We start from the raw sequence: 14,779 nt of genomic DNA on the forward strand, positions 1-14,779 counted from the left end.
CTCTATATCAGGCGTGCTTCAGTTCCACGCGCCGGATGTCCTTCACGATCACCAGGTAGCTCACCACGGTGACCAGGGCGTTGATGCCCACGAAAACCAGCGCGCCGTTGAACGAGCCCGTGACGCTGAGGATATAGCCGATCACGATCGGCGTCACGATGCCGGCGATATTGCCAAACGTGTTGAAAATGCTGCCGGCGAGGCCCATGACCTCCTTGGGCGCCGTATCGGCCACCACCGCCCAGCCCAGCGCGCCAATCCCCTTGCCGAAGAAGGCCAGCGCCATGATGCCGACCACCAGCCACTCGGCGTCTACGTAGTTGCAGGCGATCATCGACACCGACAGCAGCATGCCGACCACGATTGGCAGCTTGCGGGCGAAGGTCAGCGAGTAGCCCTTGCGCAGCAGGCTGTCGGAGATCACGCCGCCCAACACGCCGCCGAGGAAGCCGCAGATGGCCGGCAGGGAGGCCACGAAGCCCGCCTTCAGGATCGACATGCCGCGCGCCTGCACCAGGTACACCGGGAACCACGTCAGGAAGAAGTACGTCAGCACGTTGATGCAGTACTGGCCCAGGTACACGCCGGCCAGCATGCGGTTGGAAAGCAGCTGCTTGGCGTAGAACCAGCCCGCCGGTGCCTTTTCGGAGCCCTGGCCGGCGCCCTCGTTCATATGGATCAGCCCGCCGCCCTGCTCGATATGCGCGAGTTCGGCGCGGTTCACCGCCGGGTGCGTGGCCGGGCTGCGCATGATCTTGAGCCATACCAGCGCCAGCGCCATGCCCATCAGGCCCATCCACAGATACACGTGGTGCCAGCCCCAGCTATGGACGACCCAGGCCATCAGCGGCGTGAAGACCACGGCAGCAAAGTACTGCGCGGCGTTGAAGATGGCCGACGCCGTGCCGCGCTCGGCGGTGGGGAACCAGCTGGCCACGACCTTGGCGTTGGCCGGGAAAGCCGGCGATTCGGCCAGGCCCACGGCGAAGCGCAGCGCGAACAGCACGGTCATGGCCGAGCCGATGGTGGCGAACACGCCCAGCCAGCCCTGCAGCAGTGTGAAGAACGACCAGACGAAGATGCTGGCCGCGTAGATGCGGCGGGCGCCGAAGCGGTCGAGCAGCCAGCCGCCCGGGATCTGCGCCATCACATAGGCCCAGCTGAAGGCGGAGAAGATATAGCCCATCTGCACGGCGCTGAAGCCGAACTCCTCGCGCATGGCGGGGCCGGTAATCGACAGCGTGGCCCGGTCGGCGTAGTTGACCGTGGTCACAATGAAGATAAGCAGGAGAATCCAGTAGCGGACGTTGGTGCGGCGCGCGCCTTCGGCGGAAGTCGCGGCGGCGGCGCTGGAAGTGGGGCTTGCGTTCATCGGGTCTCCTCACAGCCGGGGACCGGGTGCAGGATGCGTGGAACCGGCTTGTGATATGTCGTCGTACGACTCCGATTATAGGGACGTGGTTCCGTCAGACACAGTGCGCGTTTACCCTAGAACGGTGCGAACCGCCCTGCTTTCGGGCATCGGGCCACTTGCCGCCCCTTTCAATCTCCTTGCGGTCTGGCGGGCGATCGGCCGGGTTGGGCGAGGCGACGCCAGCCCCCGCGTGCCCGCCCCCGGTGCCAGCAAAAATGCCGGGGTTTTCCCTCAATCGTGCCCTTAGCCCTTGCACCGTCAAGTTGTTAGTTGTACGATGACTTATCTCGAATCCACTCAGCAGTTGGGTGCGAGGTCATCGAACGGGCCTTGCCCCATTAACAAACCACACCATTTTCGCCATGTGGCGATCAGGATGAGCGACATGACTACACCGCAAGAACTCAAGCAGATTATTTCGGACGGCCTGCTTTCGTTCCCCGTGACCGACTTTGACGAACAGGGCAATTTCCGCCCATCGACCTATATCGAACGCCTGGAATGGCTGGCCCCGTACGGCGCCTCGGCCCTGTTCGCAGCCGGCGGCACGGGCGAGTTCTTCTCGCTGACGCAGCAGGACTATTCGAACGTGATCCGCACCGCGGTGGAAACCTGCCGTGGCAAGGTACCCATCCTGGCCGGCGCCGGCGGCCCGACCCGCGTGGCCATCGAATACGCCAAGGAAGCCGAGCGCCTGGGCGCGCACGGCATCCTGCTGATGCCGCATTACCTGACCGAAGCCAGCGAGGAAGGCATCGCCAACCATATTGAAGAGGTCTGCAAGGCCACCAAGTGCGGCGTGATCGTCTACAACCGCGCCAACTCGCGCATCGGCGCCGACCTGCTGGAACGCGTGGTAGACCGTTGCCCGAACCTGATCGGCTTCAAGGACGGCGTGGGTGAGATCGAGGCGATGGTGCGCGTGCGCCGCAAGCTCGGCGACCGCCTGGCCTACCTGGGCGGCCTGCCCACCGCCGAGGTGTACGCCGCTGCCTACAAGGCGCTGGGCGTGCCGGTGTACTCGTCGGCCGTGTTCAACTTCATCCCGAAGACGGCGATGGACTTCTACCGCGCCATCGCGGCGGACGACCACGCTACCGTGGGTCGCCTGATCGACGACTTCTTCCTGCCGTACCTGGACATCCGCAATCGCAAGCAAGGCTATGCGGTGTCGATCGTCAAGGCCGGCGCCAAGCTGGTTGGCCACGACGCCGGCCCGGTGCGCGCACCGCTGACGGACCTGAACGAAGAGGAAATGGGCAAGCTGGACGCCCTGATCCGCAAGCTGGGACCGCAGTAAGCGGTCATGTGGTGCCCTCCCCGCTGCGGGAGGAAAGAACTGAACGCCGGCCTTTGCGCCGGCGTTTTTTTGGGCGCGCCGCACCATCCTGCGGCATGGCGTGCGCCACCCCGGCGCAAATCGGCCCGCAATTGGCCCAAAATCGGCGCCATCCCCCTGGCCCGAAACCTGCAATCTCACCCCCCGAAGAGTAGAAGCGTTCAACCGCCCACCCCCGGTGCGCGGCAGGAAATTGCTCTTGACGTCCGTGCCCCGCCCTTGCGCGACTGGCACCGGGGCTCAAGAGATCGTCCGCAGGTCAGATCCCCCGGCAGTCATCGCGCGAAAGGCAGGGCCGCACCCAACCTTTCCTGACTCCGGAACGATCATGACCAGCACCGCCTCCCTCCACGAACTGGCCCGCGAATCCCGCATGGGTGCGCAAGGCCACGAGACCAGCGCGCGCGAGATCTGCCGCATCGACCTCTCCGACTACCCCCGCCGCAAAGCCGAGATCGCCGACGAACTCTGGCATGCCGCCGTGGACGTCGGCTTCTTCCAGGTAGCGAACCATGGGATCGACCTCGCCGCCGTGCGCGAAGCCTTCGCCATGACCGAACGCTTCTTCGCGCTGCCGGAGGCCGTGAAGGGCCAGTATCCGCTCCAGAAGGCCCTCAACGCGGGCTGGGAGTCCCGCGCGCAGGTGCGGCCGTCCACCGGCACGCCGGACCAGAAGGAGTCCTACCAGATTACCCGCCCGCACATGGCGCCGCTGTGGCCCAGCGAGGCGGAGCTGGCCGGCTTCCAGGCCACGATGCTGGCCTTCGAGCGCCAGTGCTGGGAGGTGGGCATGAAGATCCTGTCCTGCTTCGCCGACAAGCTCGGTTTCGATCCGGATTTCTTCACGCGCGCCCACGACCCGGCCGCGCCGGACTACCAGAGCACGCTGCGGCTGCTCCACTACTACGCGATTCCGCCCGAGGCGCAGGACAAGCTCGAACTCTGGCGCGCCGGCGCCCATACGGATTTCGACTGCCTGACGCTGCTGTTCCAGCGCCAGGGCCAGGGCGGCCTGCAGGTCTGCCCGGGCAAGGAGATGGAGGCGCAGGCGTGGACGCCCATCGCTCCGGACGAGGACGTCATCACGTGCAATATCGGGGACATGCTGATGCGCTGGAGCGATGACCGCCTGCCGTCCAACTTCCACCGTGTGCGCAACCCCGCGCCGGGCGAGTACATGGGCCCGCGCTACAGCCTGGCGTTCTTCTGCCAGGCCAACCGCGAGGCGGTGATCGAGGGCCCTGCGCGGCTGTACCCGGCCATCTCGGCAGGCGATTTCCTGCGCCAGCGCGTGGCGGCCAACTTCAAGGCGTACTGATCCGCCCTCATCGTCCGGGCATCCAGGCAACAAAAAACCCCACGCGCCGGAGCGGGTGGGGTTTTCAGGACTACCAAAGATGCGTGGCGATCAGGCCGCGGCGTCCTTCAGCTTCTTCAGCGGACGGACCTTGACCTTGACGCTGGCCGGCTTGGCCGGGAACCAACGCTCTTCACCCGTGAACGGGTCCTTGCCAAAGCGCTTCTTCTTGGCCGGCACTTGCTGCGCGGTCACCTTCAGCAGGCCCGGCAGCGTGAATTCGCCGGCGCCCTTCTTGTTCAGCGCGCTGACGATGGTGTTTTCCAGATGGGCCAGCACCGACTTCACGGCCTTGGCTTCCAGCTGGGTCTGAGCTACCAGGTGAGCGACCAGGCTCGACTTGTTGAAGGTGTCCTTCAGCGGCTTCGGGGCCGGAGCAGCGGCGGGAGCAGCCTTCTTGGCCGGAGCGGCCTTCTTGGCGGCAGCCTTCACGGGTGCCTTGGTTGCCGGTGCCTTCTTGGCAGCGGGCTTGGTTGCAGTCTTCGTGGTCGGTTTCGCTTTGGTCGCCATATCGATATACGTGAGTTGAAGAATGTGTCCCGGCGTATCGCTGCGTATCGCTGCGTCTCACCGCAGTGGCACGTTGCGAATCACGGGTGCCGGTACGCACTGAATCATAGCGGAAAGTACCGCAAGTCAAGGGGTTTTCGTACATGAGGTACGTCAAACCCAGTGAAAACCCCGGGTTTTGTCGCTGCTTTGCGTCAGCAACGGCCTTGCAAGCAGGCCTTGCGCACGCGCAGAGGGGGTACGTCCCCCCACTTTGGCGTGCGCGGCGTGTGTCCGGAGATTCGGAATCTGACCCGATCAGTGCACGTGCGCGGCCATCGCGTCGTGCGTGTCGCGGGCGAGCCCCATCGCGAACGCGGTCTCCGCCACCAGGAAAAGCGGGCCGATCAGCAGCCCGACGAGGTCATCGACGAAGGCCGGCTTGCGCCCTTCGTAGTAGTGCCCGACGAACTGGATGATCCATCCCACCACGAACAGGCCGATGCCCGAGGCAAGCCAGGCCGCCGTGGGCAGCGCGGCAATCCATGCCCCAACCCATAGGAATACGGCCAGAATGACCACCATGGCGAGGCCGAAGCCGAACGACAGCCGCAGGTAGAACAGGCACGAGAGCGCGTACACGACCATGGCGGGGGTAAGGAACGCCGCCCCCTCGCCAAGCGGCATGGCGGGCCGCGCCAGCAGCGTGGTCACCGCCAGCACGATCATCGGGATGCCGACGAAATGGGTGACGATGTTGCGGCGATCGCGGTGATAGGCCGCGTAGTGCGACAGATGCTCGATCAGGGTTTTCACGGGGCGTCTCCTGTGAGAGGTGCCCGGCTGAGGATGACCCTGTCATGCGTGGGGCATCGGTGCCGGTGGCGTTGTGGACTTATAGTAGTGGGCGCGCCGGCCCGGGTCCACCCCACCGCTGACAAAGCGGAATCCAAGCGGAATCCGTCGGCGCAGCCTGGCATTCTCGCCAAACCAACCGCCGTCGGGCCGCTGCCGGCCCCCCCTACGGAGACAGCGATACCCATGCTTCCCGTCGATGAAATCTCCCCGCTCTCGCCCGATCAGCTGCAGGCATGGCTGGCGCGGATCGGCCTCGATACCGCGCCGGCCACCCCGGACCGCCCCGCGCTGGACGTGTTGATCGCGGCCCAGCTCGCCCATATCCCGTTTGAGAACCTGAATCCGCTGACGGGCCGCCCGGTACGGATCGATCTATCGGACGTGTTCGAAAAACTCGTCACCGAAGGGCGCGGCGGCTACTGCTTCGAGCTCAATACCCTGTTCTGCGCCGCCCTCAAGGCGCTCGGCTATGCCGTGGTACCCCTGGCCGCGCGCGTGCGCTGGCAGCTGCCGCCGGACCATCCGCCCACCGGGCTGTCGCACATGCTGCTGCGCGTGGAGGTGGCGCACGAGAGCTATCTCGCCGATGTCGGCTTCGGCGGCACCACGCCCGACCGCGCGCTGCCGCTGTCTCTGCCGATCGACCCGGCCCAGCCGTTCCGGCTGGTGCCCACGCCGGCGGCGCAGTCGGCCAGCAGCGCGTTCCACGCCTACGACCTCGAATTCCGGTCCGATGACGGCACCGGCGCGGACGACTGGCGCGTGATGTACCGCTTCGACCTGACCCCGCAGCCGAAGATCGATTACGTGGCGCGCAACTGGTACGTGTCGACCCATCCAGACAGCCAGTTCACACAGACGCTGATGGTGGCGCGGGTGGTGGACGGGGTGCGCCTGGCGCTTCGCAACGGCCAGTTCGCCGCGCGCGCCGCCGACGGCAGCGTCCAGAAGCAGGAACTGGACGACGCCGAGGCCGTCATCGACCTGCTCATCCACCGCTTCGGCATCCCCCTGGACGCGCCGCTGCGCGGTGCGCTGGCCGCCACCCTGCCGCGCGTGCTCGCCGCCGACAAGGAGGCATGAGGGGCATAAGGGGCAGAGCGTTCCACGCTGCGGCACGCGTCATGCATCGCGTGAATTGCCCGCAGAAAGTTTGCTGATACCACCCCCGGCGTGGCGTTTTGCGGGTGGACTGAGGGGGGCGGCGTCCCCATAATGTGCCGGCACCTCACATATCCAGCGACGGCAGGACCGCCGCGATCCTCAGGAGACACCATGTCATTGTTCGATCTGTCGGGCAAGGTTGCCATCATCACCGGTTCGTCGCGCGGCATCGGCCGCGCCATCGCCGAGCAGATGGCCGTGCAAGGCGCCAAGGTGGTCATTTCGTCGCGCAAGGCCGAGGCCTGCGCCGAAGTGGTAGACGCCATCAACGCGCGCCACGGCGCCGGCACCGCCATCGCCGTGCCGGCCAATATCTCGTCGAAGGAAGACCTCCAGCACCTGGTGGACGAGACCAACCGCACCTTCGGCAAGGTGGACGTCCTGGTCTGCAACGCCGCCTCGAACCCCTACTACGGGCCGATGAGCGGCGTCACGGACGACCAGTTCCGCAAGGTGCTGGACAACAACGTCATCTCCAACCACTGGCTGATCCAGATGGTGGCGCCGCAGATGATCGAACGCCGCGAGGGCTCGATCATCATCGTGTCGTCGATTGGCGGCCTGCGCGGCTCCCCGACGATTGGCGTCTACAACGTCTCCAAGGCGGCCGATTTCCAGCTCGCGCGCAACCTGGCCGTGGAGTTCGGGCCGCATAACGTGCGGGTGAACTGCATCGCCCCGGGCCTGATCAAGACCGATTTCGCGCGCGCGCTGTGGGAAGATCCGGAGCGTTACAAGCAGTCGACCCAGGGCGCCCCGCTGCGCCGCATCGGCGAGCCGATCGAGATTGCCGGCGCTGCCTGCTTCCTGGCCTCGGCCGCCAGCACCTTCATGACCGGCCAGGCGATGGTCGTGGACGGCGGCGTCACGATCTGACCCACACCCCTCCCGGGCGGCGGTGGCTCCGGCCCCTGCCGCCCCTCGCGTTTCTGCACGTCCACCTGCAATGCAGCCCCGGAGGCAGTCATGTCGCAACATCCTCAGCAAACCGCCGCGTGGCCGGTGATGTCCCTCGCCGAAGCCCACGCCCGCCTGACGGCGCCCGGCTCGCCGTTCGAAACCGAGACGCGCGTGATCCGCGGCATTCCCACGACTGTCTGGAAAAACGCCCCGCCCACGCTGCGCGACCTGTTCCTGGTGGCCGCCGCCTGGGGCGAGAAGACCTTCGTCGTCTATGAGGAAGAGCGCGTCAGCTACCGCGCATTCGCGCTGGCCGCCACGGCGTTGGCACACCAGTTGATCCAGGACGGCGTGCGCAAGGGTGACCGCGTGGCCGTGGCCATGCGCAACCTGCCGGAATGGCCGGTGGCGTTCTTCGGCGCGCTGCTGGCGGGGGCCATCGTCACGCCGCTCAATGCGTGGTGGACGGGCGCCGAACTCGAATACGGGCTGGCCGATTCGGGCAGCCGGATTGCCATTGTCGACAGCGAGCGGCTCGGCCGCATCCTCGAGCACCTGCCCGCCTGCCCGGCGCTGGAGCGCGTCTATGTGTCGCGGCTGCCGGAGAGCGGCGATTTTTCGCAGGTCGCCGGCGACGCCCATATCGCCACGCTCGAATCCGTGATCGGCCCGTCGTCGGCCTGGAACGGCCTGCCCTCCCAATCGCTGCCGGCCATCCCGCTGGACCCGGACGAGGACGCGACGATCTTCTACACCTCGGGCACCACCGGCAAGCCGAAGGGCGCCGTGGGCTCGCACCGCAACGCCACCTCGGTAGCCGTGGCGGCCCAGTTCAGCCCGCTGCGCAACCTGATGCGGCGCGGCGAGCCGGTGCCGGAACCCGATCCGAACGCCCCGCAGAAGGCGGCGCTGCTGGCGGTACCGTTCTTCCATGTGACCGGCTGCATGTCAGTGCTCAATGGTGCACTCGCGACGGGCGGCAAGATCGTGCTGCTGCATCGCTGGGACACGCTCCAGGCCATGGCGCTGATCGAGCGCGAACGCTGCACGGCGGCGGGCGGCGTGCCGACCATCGCCTGGCAGATCATCGAACATCCCCGGCGTGGCGACTTCGATCTGTCATCGCTGGAAAACGTGAACTACGGCGGCGCGCCGGCCTCGCCGGAGCTGGTGCGGCGCATCAAGGAGGTGTTTCCGCACGCGGCGCCCGGCATCGGCTGGGGCATGACCGAGACCTCGGCTACCTTCACCAGCCACAGCGCGGAAGAATATGTATTCCGGCCGGACAGCAGCGGCCCGGCCCTGCCGATTGGCGAGATGAAGATCGACGACGGCTTTGGGCGCGCCCTGCCCGTGGGCGAGACCGGCGAGTTGATGGTGCGCGGCGCGAACGTGGTACACGGCTACTGGAACAAGGCCGAGGCGACGGCCAAGACCTTCGTCGATGGCTGGCTGCACACCGGCGACATCGCCCGGCTGGATGCGGACGGCTTCCTCTATATCGTCGATCGGATGAAGGACATGCTGATCCGCGGCGGCGAGAACATCTACTGCATCGAGGTGGAAAGCGCGCTGTATGCGCACCCGGCCGTCATGGACGCGGCGCTGGTCGGCATTCCGCACCGCACGCTGGGCGAGGAGCCCGGCGCGGTGGTAAGCCTGAAGCCGGGCATGCAGGCCACGGAGCCGGAATTGCAGGACTTCGTGCGCCAGCAACTGGCGGCGTTCAAGGTGCCGGTGCGGATTATCGTCAGCGGGGAGATGCTGCCGCGCAATCCCAATGGGAAGATTCTGAAATCCAACCTGCGCAAGCTGTTTGAAGCCTGACGTGGCCCCCCAGGCTTACTTGACCGGGATCGGTGTCCCCGCCGGCACCGGCACCGCCGTCACTGCGTTCTGCGGACTGCCGCTGACGATGCGGTCGGAATAGGTCAGGTAGACCAGCGTGTTGCGCTTGCGGTCTACCGCGCGCACCACGTGCAGGGTCTTGAACAGGATCGACATCCGCTCGGAAAACACGTCTTCCTGCGCCTTGACCGGGCCCTTGAAGCTGATGGGGCCCACCTGGCGGCAGGCGATCGACGCTTCGGGCGGGTCTTCGGCCATGCCCAGCGAGCCCTTGATGCCGCCCGTGCGCGCCCGCGAGACGTAGCAGGTGATGCCGTCCACCTGCGGATCGTCGTAGGCTTCGATCACCACCTTGTCGGAGCCGGTGACGCGGAAATTCGTGCTGACGCTGCCGATTTCTTCGGCCTGCGTGGCGCCGGAGAGCGCGCACAGGCCGGCGGCGGCCACCATCCCGATGCGGAATTTCGCCATCATCAGTCCGCCGATCCCTTGATCTCGTCGTGCCGGCGCTCCATTTCCTGGCGCAGCGCGCGGCGCTGCTGCGCGGCGGCAAAGCGCTGGCGCTCCACCTCGTCGCGCGGTTGCAGCGGCGGCACCTCGGCCGGCGCACCGTTGTCGTCCACGGCCACCATCGTGAAATAGCAGCTATTGGTATGCCGGACCACCTTGCTACGAATATTCTCAGTCACCACCTTGATGCCGATTTCCATCGAGCTGCGGCCGGTGTAGTTCACGGCGGACAGGAAGGTGACGAGTTCGCCCACGTGAATCGGCTGGCGGAACATCACCTGATCCACCGACAGCGTGACCACGTAGCGGCCGGCGTAGCGGCTGGCGCAGGCGTAGGCCACCATGTCCAGGTACTTCAGGATGGTGCCCCCGTGCACGTTGCCGGAGAAGTTGGCCATGTCCGGCGTCATCAGCACGGTCATGGAAAGCTGGTGGGACAGATCGTTCATCGCAGAAAATCCAGAAATCGAGCCTGAGGCGCGGGCAGTGTAACCCGACGCGGCGTGCCCATGGCGCAAATCCGCGCGTGGATGCCAGGCCCAAAAAGAAAAGCGGCCCCGAAGGCCGCTTTCCATGCTTTCAAGAACGCGAACTTGCTTACTTCTTCTTGTTCACGGCGTCCTTGAAACCCTGGCCGGCGGAGAACTTCACCGTCTTGGCGGCCGGGATCTTGATCGTTTCGCCGGTGCGCGGATTGCGGCCGGTACGGGCAGCACGCTTGCCCGAGCTGAAGCTACCAAACCCCACCAGGGTGACCGAGTCCCCCTTGGCCACTGCCTTTTTGATACTGTCCAGCGCGGCGTTCAGCGCGCGCTCGGCGGCGGCGTTGCTGAGTTCTGCTTCCGCGGCGATGGCCGATACCAGTTCACCTTTATTCATGGCTAGATTTCCCTTGTTGGTCGTCGTCACCGGACATCTGCCTGCCGGCAAATTACCGATCGGCGCAGTCTAATCTGCCCTTTGCGCCTTGGGCAATCCCCAGTGGCACCGAAGCAACGAAAACGGCCGGAAATCCTTCTCTGGCAAGACTTAGCGGGGGTTTTACCCCTCTTTTCCCTGAATGGAATCGTCACTTTTCAGGCCCGGCACGTATCGTACGGCGCACACCTGAGAACCCGTGCCTCCGCGGCCTGCGCTTGCCAGCAGCGCACCATTCTGGGCCGCGCCCGCCGGCCGCGACGCCCGATTTTGGCGCATGACGATCCATAATGAGGCGGGACTCGACCCGGGGCCCGCGCCATTCGCGCAATAGTTGACCTGACAACTCACCCGCAAACGCCACGTCAGTGCGCCGCGCACCGCCTCGGCGCTATTTTCCCCATTTTGCATCGCAATCTGGAACGGATTTTGCATACTCGTGCTCCCATTTTGAGCATTGAGGTAGCAATGGAAAACTGGAAAACGGGCGCCGATGCGATGTTCATCCTGCTCGGTGCCATCCTGGTACTGGCCATGCATGCGGGATTTGCGTTCCTGGAACTCGGCACGGTGCGCAAGAAAAACCAGGTGAATGCACTGGTGAAAATCCTTGTTGATTTTGCTGTTTCCACGATTGCTTACTTTTTTGTCGGTTATACGGTGGCGTACGGGGTGCAATTCATGTCCGGTGCGGAAGTCCTGGCACAAAAGAGCGGATATGAACTGGTCAAGTTCTTCTTCCTCGCCACATTTGCCGCAGCGATTCCGGCGATTATTTCGGGCGGCATTGCCGAGCGCTCCCGATTCAACCCGCAACTGGTCGCCACGTTCATTCTGGTCGGCTTTGTCTACCCGTTCTTCGAAGGCATCGCCTGGAACAACCGCTTCGGCATCCAGGACTGGATCGCCTCGGTGGCGGGCTCACCGTTCCACGATTTCGCGGGCTCGGTAGTCGTCCACGCGGTGGGCGGCTGGATCGCCCTGCCCGCTGTGCTGCTGCTCGGCGCCCGGCGCGGCCGGTACGCGAAGGACGGCCGCATCAGCGCGCATCCGCCCTCGAACATCCCCTTCCTGGCGCTAGGCGCCTGGGTGCTGGCGGTGGGCTGGTTCGGCTTCAATGTGATGAGCGCCCAGACCGTGGACAAGATCAGCGGCCTGGTGGCCATCAACTCGCTGATGGCCATGGCCGGCGGCACGCTGGCGGCGTGGTGGGCTGGCCGCAACGATCCCGGCTTCGCCTACAACGGCCCGCTGGCCGGGCTGGTGGCCGTGTGCGCCGGCTCGGACCTGATGCATCCGCTCGGCGCGCTGATCACCGGCGCCGTGGCCGGCGTGCTGTTCGTCTACCTGTTTACGCTGGCCCAGAACAAATGGCATATCGATGACGTGCTGGGCGTCTGGCCGCTGCACGGCCTGTGCGGCGCCTGGGGCGGCATCGCGGCGGGCATCTTCGGCAGCCATGCGCTTGGCGGCATGGGCGGGGTCTCGCTCGGCGCGCAGCTGATCGGCACGGCGCTTGGCATCGCCATCGCGCTGGTGGGCGGTACGGTGGTCTACGGTGCACTGAAGAAATTCGTCGGAATACGGCTCGATGCCGAAGCCGAGTTCAATGGCGCTGACCTCACCCTGCACCGCATTTCGGCCACCCCGGAGCGCGAGACCAACTGGTAATCCGCCCTGATGGGGATTGCGCGAAAGCGGCCGGACAGCGTTCCGGCCGCTTTGCTATTTACGCAGATCGAACGGCGGATTTTCGCGAAATTATTAACTTGAACTTGCCCGCGACGAGGCCAATAATGCCCTTGCCTAACAGGAGCATGCCCCATGGATACCTCTTCGTTGCAGAGCATTCGCGAGCTGATCATCGGTTACGCCACCGTGTTCGGCGTCAAGATCCTGGCCGCGCTGGCCTTCTGGGTCATCGGCCGCTGGCTGATCCATTTCGTGGTCCGGCTGGTGCAGAACTCGCTGGGCAGGCAGAAGGTGGACCCCACGCTGCTGCGCTACGTCGGTTCCATCGTCACCGTCACCCTCAACGTGGTGCTGGTGATCGGCATCCTTGGTTACTTCGGCATTCAGACCACCACCTTCGCGGCGCTGATTGCGGCGGCGGGCGTGGCCATCGGCATGGCGTGGTCGGGGCTGATGTCGAATTTCGCCGCCGGCGCCTTCCTTGTGGTGCTGCGTCCGTTCAAGGTGGGCGATTTCGTGACCATCGGCGGCGTGACCGGCACGGTCAGGGAGATCGGCCTGTTTGCCACCACCCTGGACACGCCGGACAACGTGCTGACCGTGGTCGGCAACAACAAGATCTTCTCGGACACCATCCAGAATTTCACCGCCAATGCCTACCGGCGCGTGGAACTGAAGGCGCAACTGGCGGGCTCGACCGACGCAGCCGCCGCGGTGGCGCTGCTCAAGGAGCGCATCGGCACGATTCCCAACGTCCTGGCCGAACCGCCGGTGGACGTGGAAATCCTCGAGTTCACGCTGGTCGGCCCGGTGCTCGCCGTGCGGCCGCACTGCCATAACGATCATTACTGGCAGGTCTATTTCGATACCAACCGTGTGATTCGGGAGAGCTTTGGCCAGGCTGGCTTTGCCGCCCCGATGCCGGCGCAGATGGTGGTCATGCAACCTGCCCCGGCCATGCCGATTGCGCCGGCGGCGCCGGCCAACCAGGCCGCCTGATCAGGCGGGCACGCCCGCGCCAACCCGCCCGTAACGCCGCATCAGGACCGCGCTGCAGCCGCAGAGGGCCATCACCACGGCAAGCGGGAGCGCGGTGCCGTCGTGCCACAGGCTGACGGCAGCGCCGGCCAGCGTGCCGAAGCCGAACTGGAGCGTGCCCATCAGCGCGGACGCCGTCCCCGCGCGATGGCTCTGGTGCGCCAGCGCCAGCGCCGACGCATTCGGCGTGATGCACCCCATTCCCGCCAGAAAGACGAAGAAGCCCACCAGCAGCACCGGCAGCACGGCCATGCCCGCCAGCGCCGCGACGGCCAGCATCAGGCCAGCCAGCAGCGGCGCGTACAGGGCCATGCCCAGCACGGCGTCGAGCGAGCGCGCGCGCACCAGCCGCGCGTTGATCTGGGACATCGCGATCAGCCCGAACGCGTTCGCCCCGAACACGAACCCATAGTGCGAGGGGTCGATGCCATGCAACTCGATCAGCACGAACGGCGACCCGGCGATATAGGCGAACATGCCCGCCTGCACGCAGCCCGCCGTGAGCGAGTAGCCCAGGAATTCGCGGTCGCGCAGCAACTCCCAGTAGTTGCGCAGGACGGTGCCCGGGTGCAGCGTGCGCCGGTGCGCCGGATCGAGCGACTCCTCCATCCGTGCGTGAACGAACCAAAGGATCAGCACCGCCGCGCCACAATGGACCCAGAAGATCGCGCGCCAGCCCAGGGCGGACAGGATGGCCCCGCCGATCAGCGGCGCGAGGATCGGCGCCAGGCCCATCACCAGCATCAGGGACGAGAACGCCCGCGCCGATTCCTTGGCCTCGAGCCGGTCCCGGATCACGGCGCGCGACACCACGAGGCCCGTGCAGCCGCCCAGCGCCTCCAGGAAGCGCCACAGCATCAGCGACTCCACGCTGCCGGCCAGTGCGCAGCCGGCGGCGGCGGCGCCGTACAGCGTCAGTCCTATATAGAGGGGCGCCTTGCGGCCGTAGCGGTCGCTGATCGGACCATAGAACGCCTGCCCGATCGCCAGCCCGACCAGGAAGGTGCCCAGCGTCAGCTGCACCTGCCCGATCTCGGTGTGGAGGTCTGCCGCGAGCGCCGGAAAGCTCGGCAGATACATGTCGATCGACAGCGGCGCCAGCGCGGTCAGCGAGGCACAGATCAACAACCAGAGGGGAAAGCGGGTGGAAGACGTGGGCGCGCGCGGGGTGGCAGTCATGAAACGGTTCCGAAGACAAGGCGCAATTGTTGCACAGGTTACAAAGCGTGCTTTCGGTGTGGCGTGGCTTTCG

Annotated in this window: 15 protein-coding genes; 7 read left to right on the plus strand and 8 right to left on the minus strand. The window is 65.8% G+C overall.

Annotation, left to right across the window (positions count from 1 at the left end; translation table 11 throughout):
* Positions 1–7 precede the first annotated feature (7 nt).
* On the minus strand, positions 8–1,372 hold the full coding sequence (locus tag KHO18_RS01260) for an MFS transporter (protein WP_144198263.1): 1,365 nt from the start codon (positions 1,370–1,372) through the stop codon (positions 8–10).
* Between the two features lie 427 nt (positions 1,373–1,799).
* Between KHO18_RS01260 and kdgD the strand changes: the two genes are divergently transcribed.
* The gene (gene kdgD / locus KHO18_RS01265) at positions 1,800–2,714 is read left to right on the plus strand and encodes a 5-dehydro-4-deoxyglucarate dehydratase (protein WP_144198262.1); all 915 of its coding nucleotides are present in this window, start codon (positions 1,800–1,802) and stop codon (positions 2,712–2,714) included.
* Between the two features lie 367 nt (positions 2,715–3,081).
* A complete protein-coding gene (locus KHO18_RS01270; RefSeq protein ID WP_211942648.1) occupies positions 3,082–4,071 on the plus strand; it encodes an isopenicillin N synthase family dioxygenase in 990 nt (329 codons plus the stop codon).
* A gap of 90 nt (positions 4,072–4,161) precedes the next feature.
* Here the strand turns inward: KHO18_RS01270 and KHO18_RS01275 are convergent, their stop codons facing one another.
* Together KHO18_RS01275 and KHO18_RS01280 are read right to left on the minus strand one after the other, a co-directional pair.
* On the minus strand, positions 4,162–4,620 hold the full coding sequence (locus tag KHO18_RS01275) for an HU family DNA-binding protein (RefSeq protein WP_092296638.1): 459 nt from the start codon (positions 4,618–4,620) through the stop codon (positions 4,162–4,164).
* Between the two features lie 297 nt (positions 4,621–4,917).
* Positions 4,918–5,415, minus strand: coding sequence for an Mpo1 family 2-hydroxy fatty acid dioxygenase (locus KHO18_RS01280; protein WP_211942649.1), 498 nt, complete (start codon positions 5,413–5,415; stop codon positions 4,918–4,920).
* A gap of 225 nt (positions 5,416–5,640) precedes the next feature.
* Between KHO18_RS01280 and KHO18_RS01285 the strand changes: the two genes are divergently transcribed.
* The 3 genes from KHO18_RS01285 (at position 5,641) to KHO18_RS01295 (ending at position 9,348) form a co-directional block, all read left to right on the plus strand.
* Positions 5,641–6,540 carry an arylamine N-acetyltransferase family protein gene (locus tag KHO18_RS01285; RefSeq protein ID WP_211942650.1) on the plus strand — a complete coding sequence of 300 codons (900 nt, stop codon included), beginning with the start codon at positions 5,641–5,643 and terminating at the stop codon, positions 6,538–6,540.
* A gap of 192 nt (positions 6,541–6,732) precedes the next feature.
* Entirely contained in the window at positions 6,733–7,497 is a 765-nt protein-coding gene (locus KHO18_RS01290) for an SDR family oxidoreductase (RefSeq protein WP_144198258.1), read from the plus strand.
* Between the two features lie 90 nt (positions 7,498–7,587).
* A complete protein-coding gene (locus KHO18_RS01295; protein WP_211942651.1) occupies positions 7,588–9,348 on the plus strand; it encodes a class I adenylate-forming enzyme family protein in 1,761 nt (586 codons plus the stop codon).
* 15 nt (positions 9,349–9,363) lie between these two features.
* On the opposite strand, the gene KHO18_RS01300 is transcribed toward KHO18_RS01295, so the two are convergent.
* From KHO18_RS01300 to KHO18_RS01315, 4 genes are all read right to left on the minus strand, one after another.
* Positions 9,364–9,840: a CreA family protein gene (locus KHO18_RS01300; protein WP_144198381.1), complete on the minus strand. Its 477-nt coding sequence runs from the start codon at positions 9,838–9,840 to the stop codon at positions 9,364–9,366.
* Between the two features lie 2 nt (positions 9,841–9,842).
* Entirely contained in the window at positions 9,843–10,328 is a 486-nt protein-coding gene (locus KHO18_RS01305; protein WP_092296653.1) for an acyl-CoA thioesterase, read from the minus strand.
* A 148-nt stretch (positions 10,329–10,476) separates the two neighbouring features.
* Positions 10,477–10,758, minus strand: coding sequence for an HU family DNA-binding protein (locus KHO18_RS01310; RefSeq protein WP_008651272.1), 282 nt, complete (start codon positions 10,756–10,758; stop codon positions 10,477–10,479).
* Positions 10,759–10,920: 162 nt separating this feature from the next.
* Complete coding sequence (locus KHO18_RS01315; protein WP_144198256.1) at positions 10,921–11,232, minus strand: hypothetical protein; 312 nt, start codon at positions 11,230–11,232, stop codon at positions 10,921–10,923.
* Between the two features lie 33 nt (positions 11,233–11,265).
* Between KHO18_RS01315 and KHO18_RS01320 the strand changes: the two genes are divergently transcribed.
* The gene (locus KHO18_RS01320) at positions 11,266–12,468 is read left to right on the plus strand and encodes an ammonium transporter (RefSeq protein ID WP_144198255.1); all 1,203 of its coding nucleotides are present in this window, start codon (positions 11,266–11,268) and stop codon (positions 12,466–12,468) included.
* 153 nt (positions 12,469–12,621) lie between these two features.
* A complete protein-coding gene (locus KHO18_RS01325; RefSeq protein ID WP_211942652.1) occupies positions 12,622–13,488 on the plus strand; it encodes a mechanosensitive ion channel family protein in 867 nt (288 codons plus the stop codon).
* Here KHO18_RS01325 and KHO18_RS01330 read toward each other — a convergent pair whose 3' ends face one another.
* Complete coding sequence (locus KHO18_RS01330) at positions 13,489–14,706, minus strand: Bcr/CflA family multidrug efflux MFS transporter (protein ID WP_144198253.1); 1,218 nt, start codon at positions 14,704–14,706, stop codon at positions 13,489–13,491.
* Positions 14,707–14,779 lie beyond the last annotated feature (73 nt).

Source organism: Cupriavidus campinensis (genome assembly GCF_905397395.1).
GTDB classification, from domain to species: Bacteria; Pseudomonadota; Gammaproteobacteria; order Burkholderiales; family Burkholderiaceae; genus Cupriavidus; species Cupriavidus campinensis.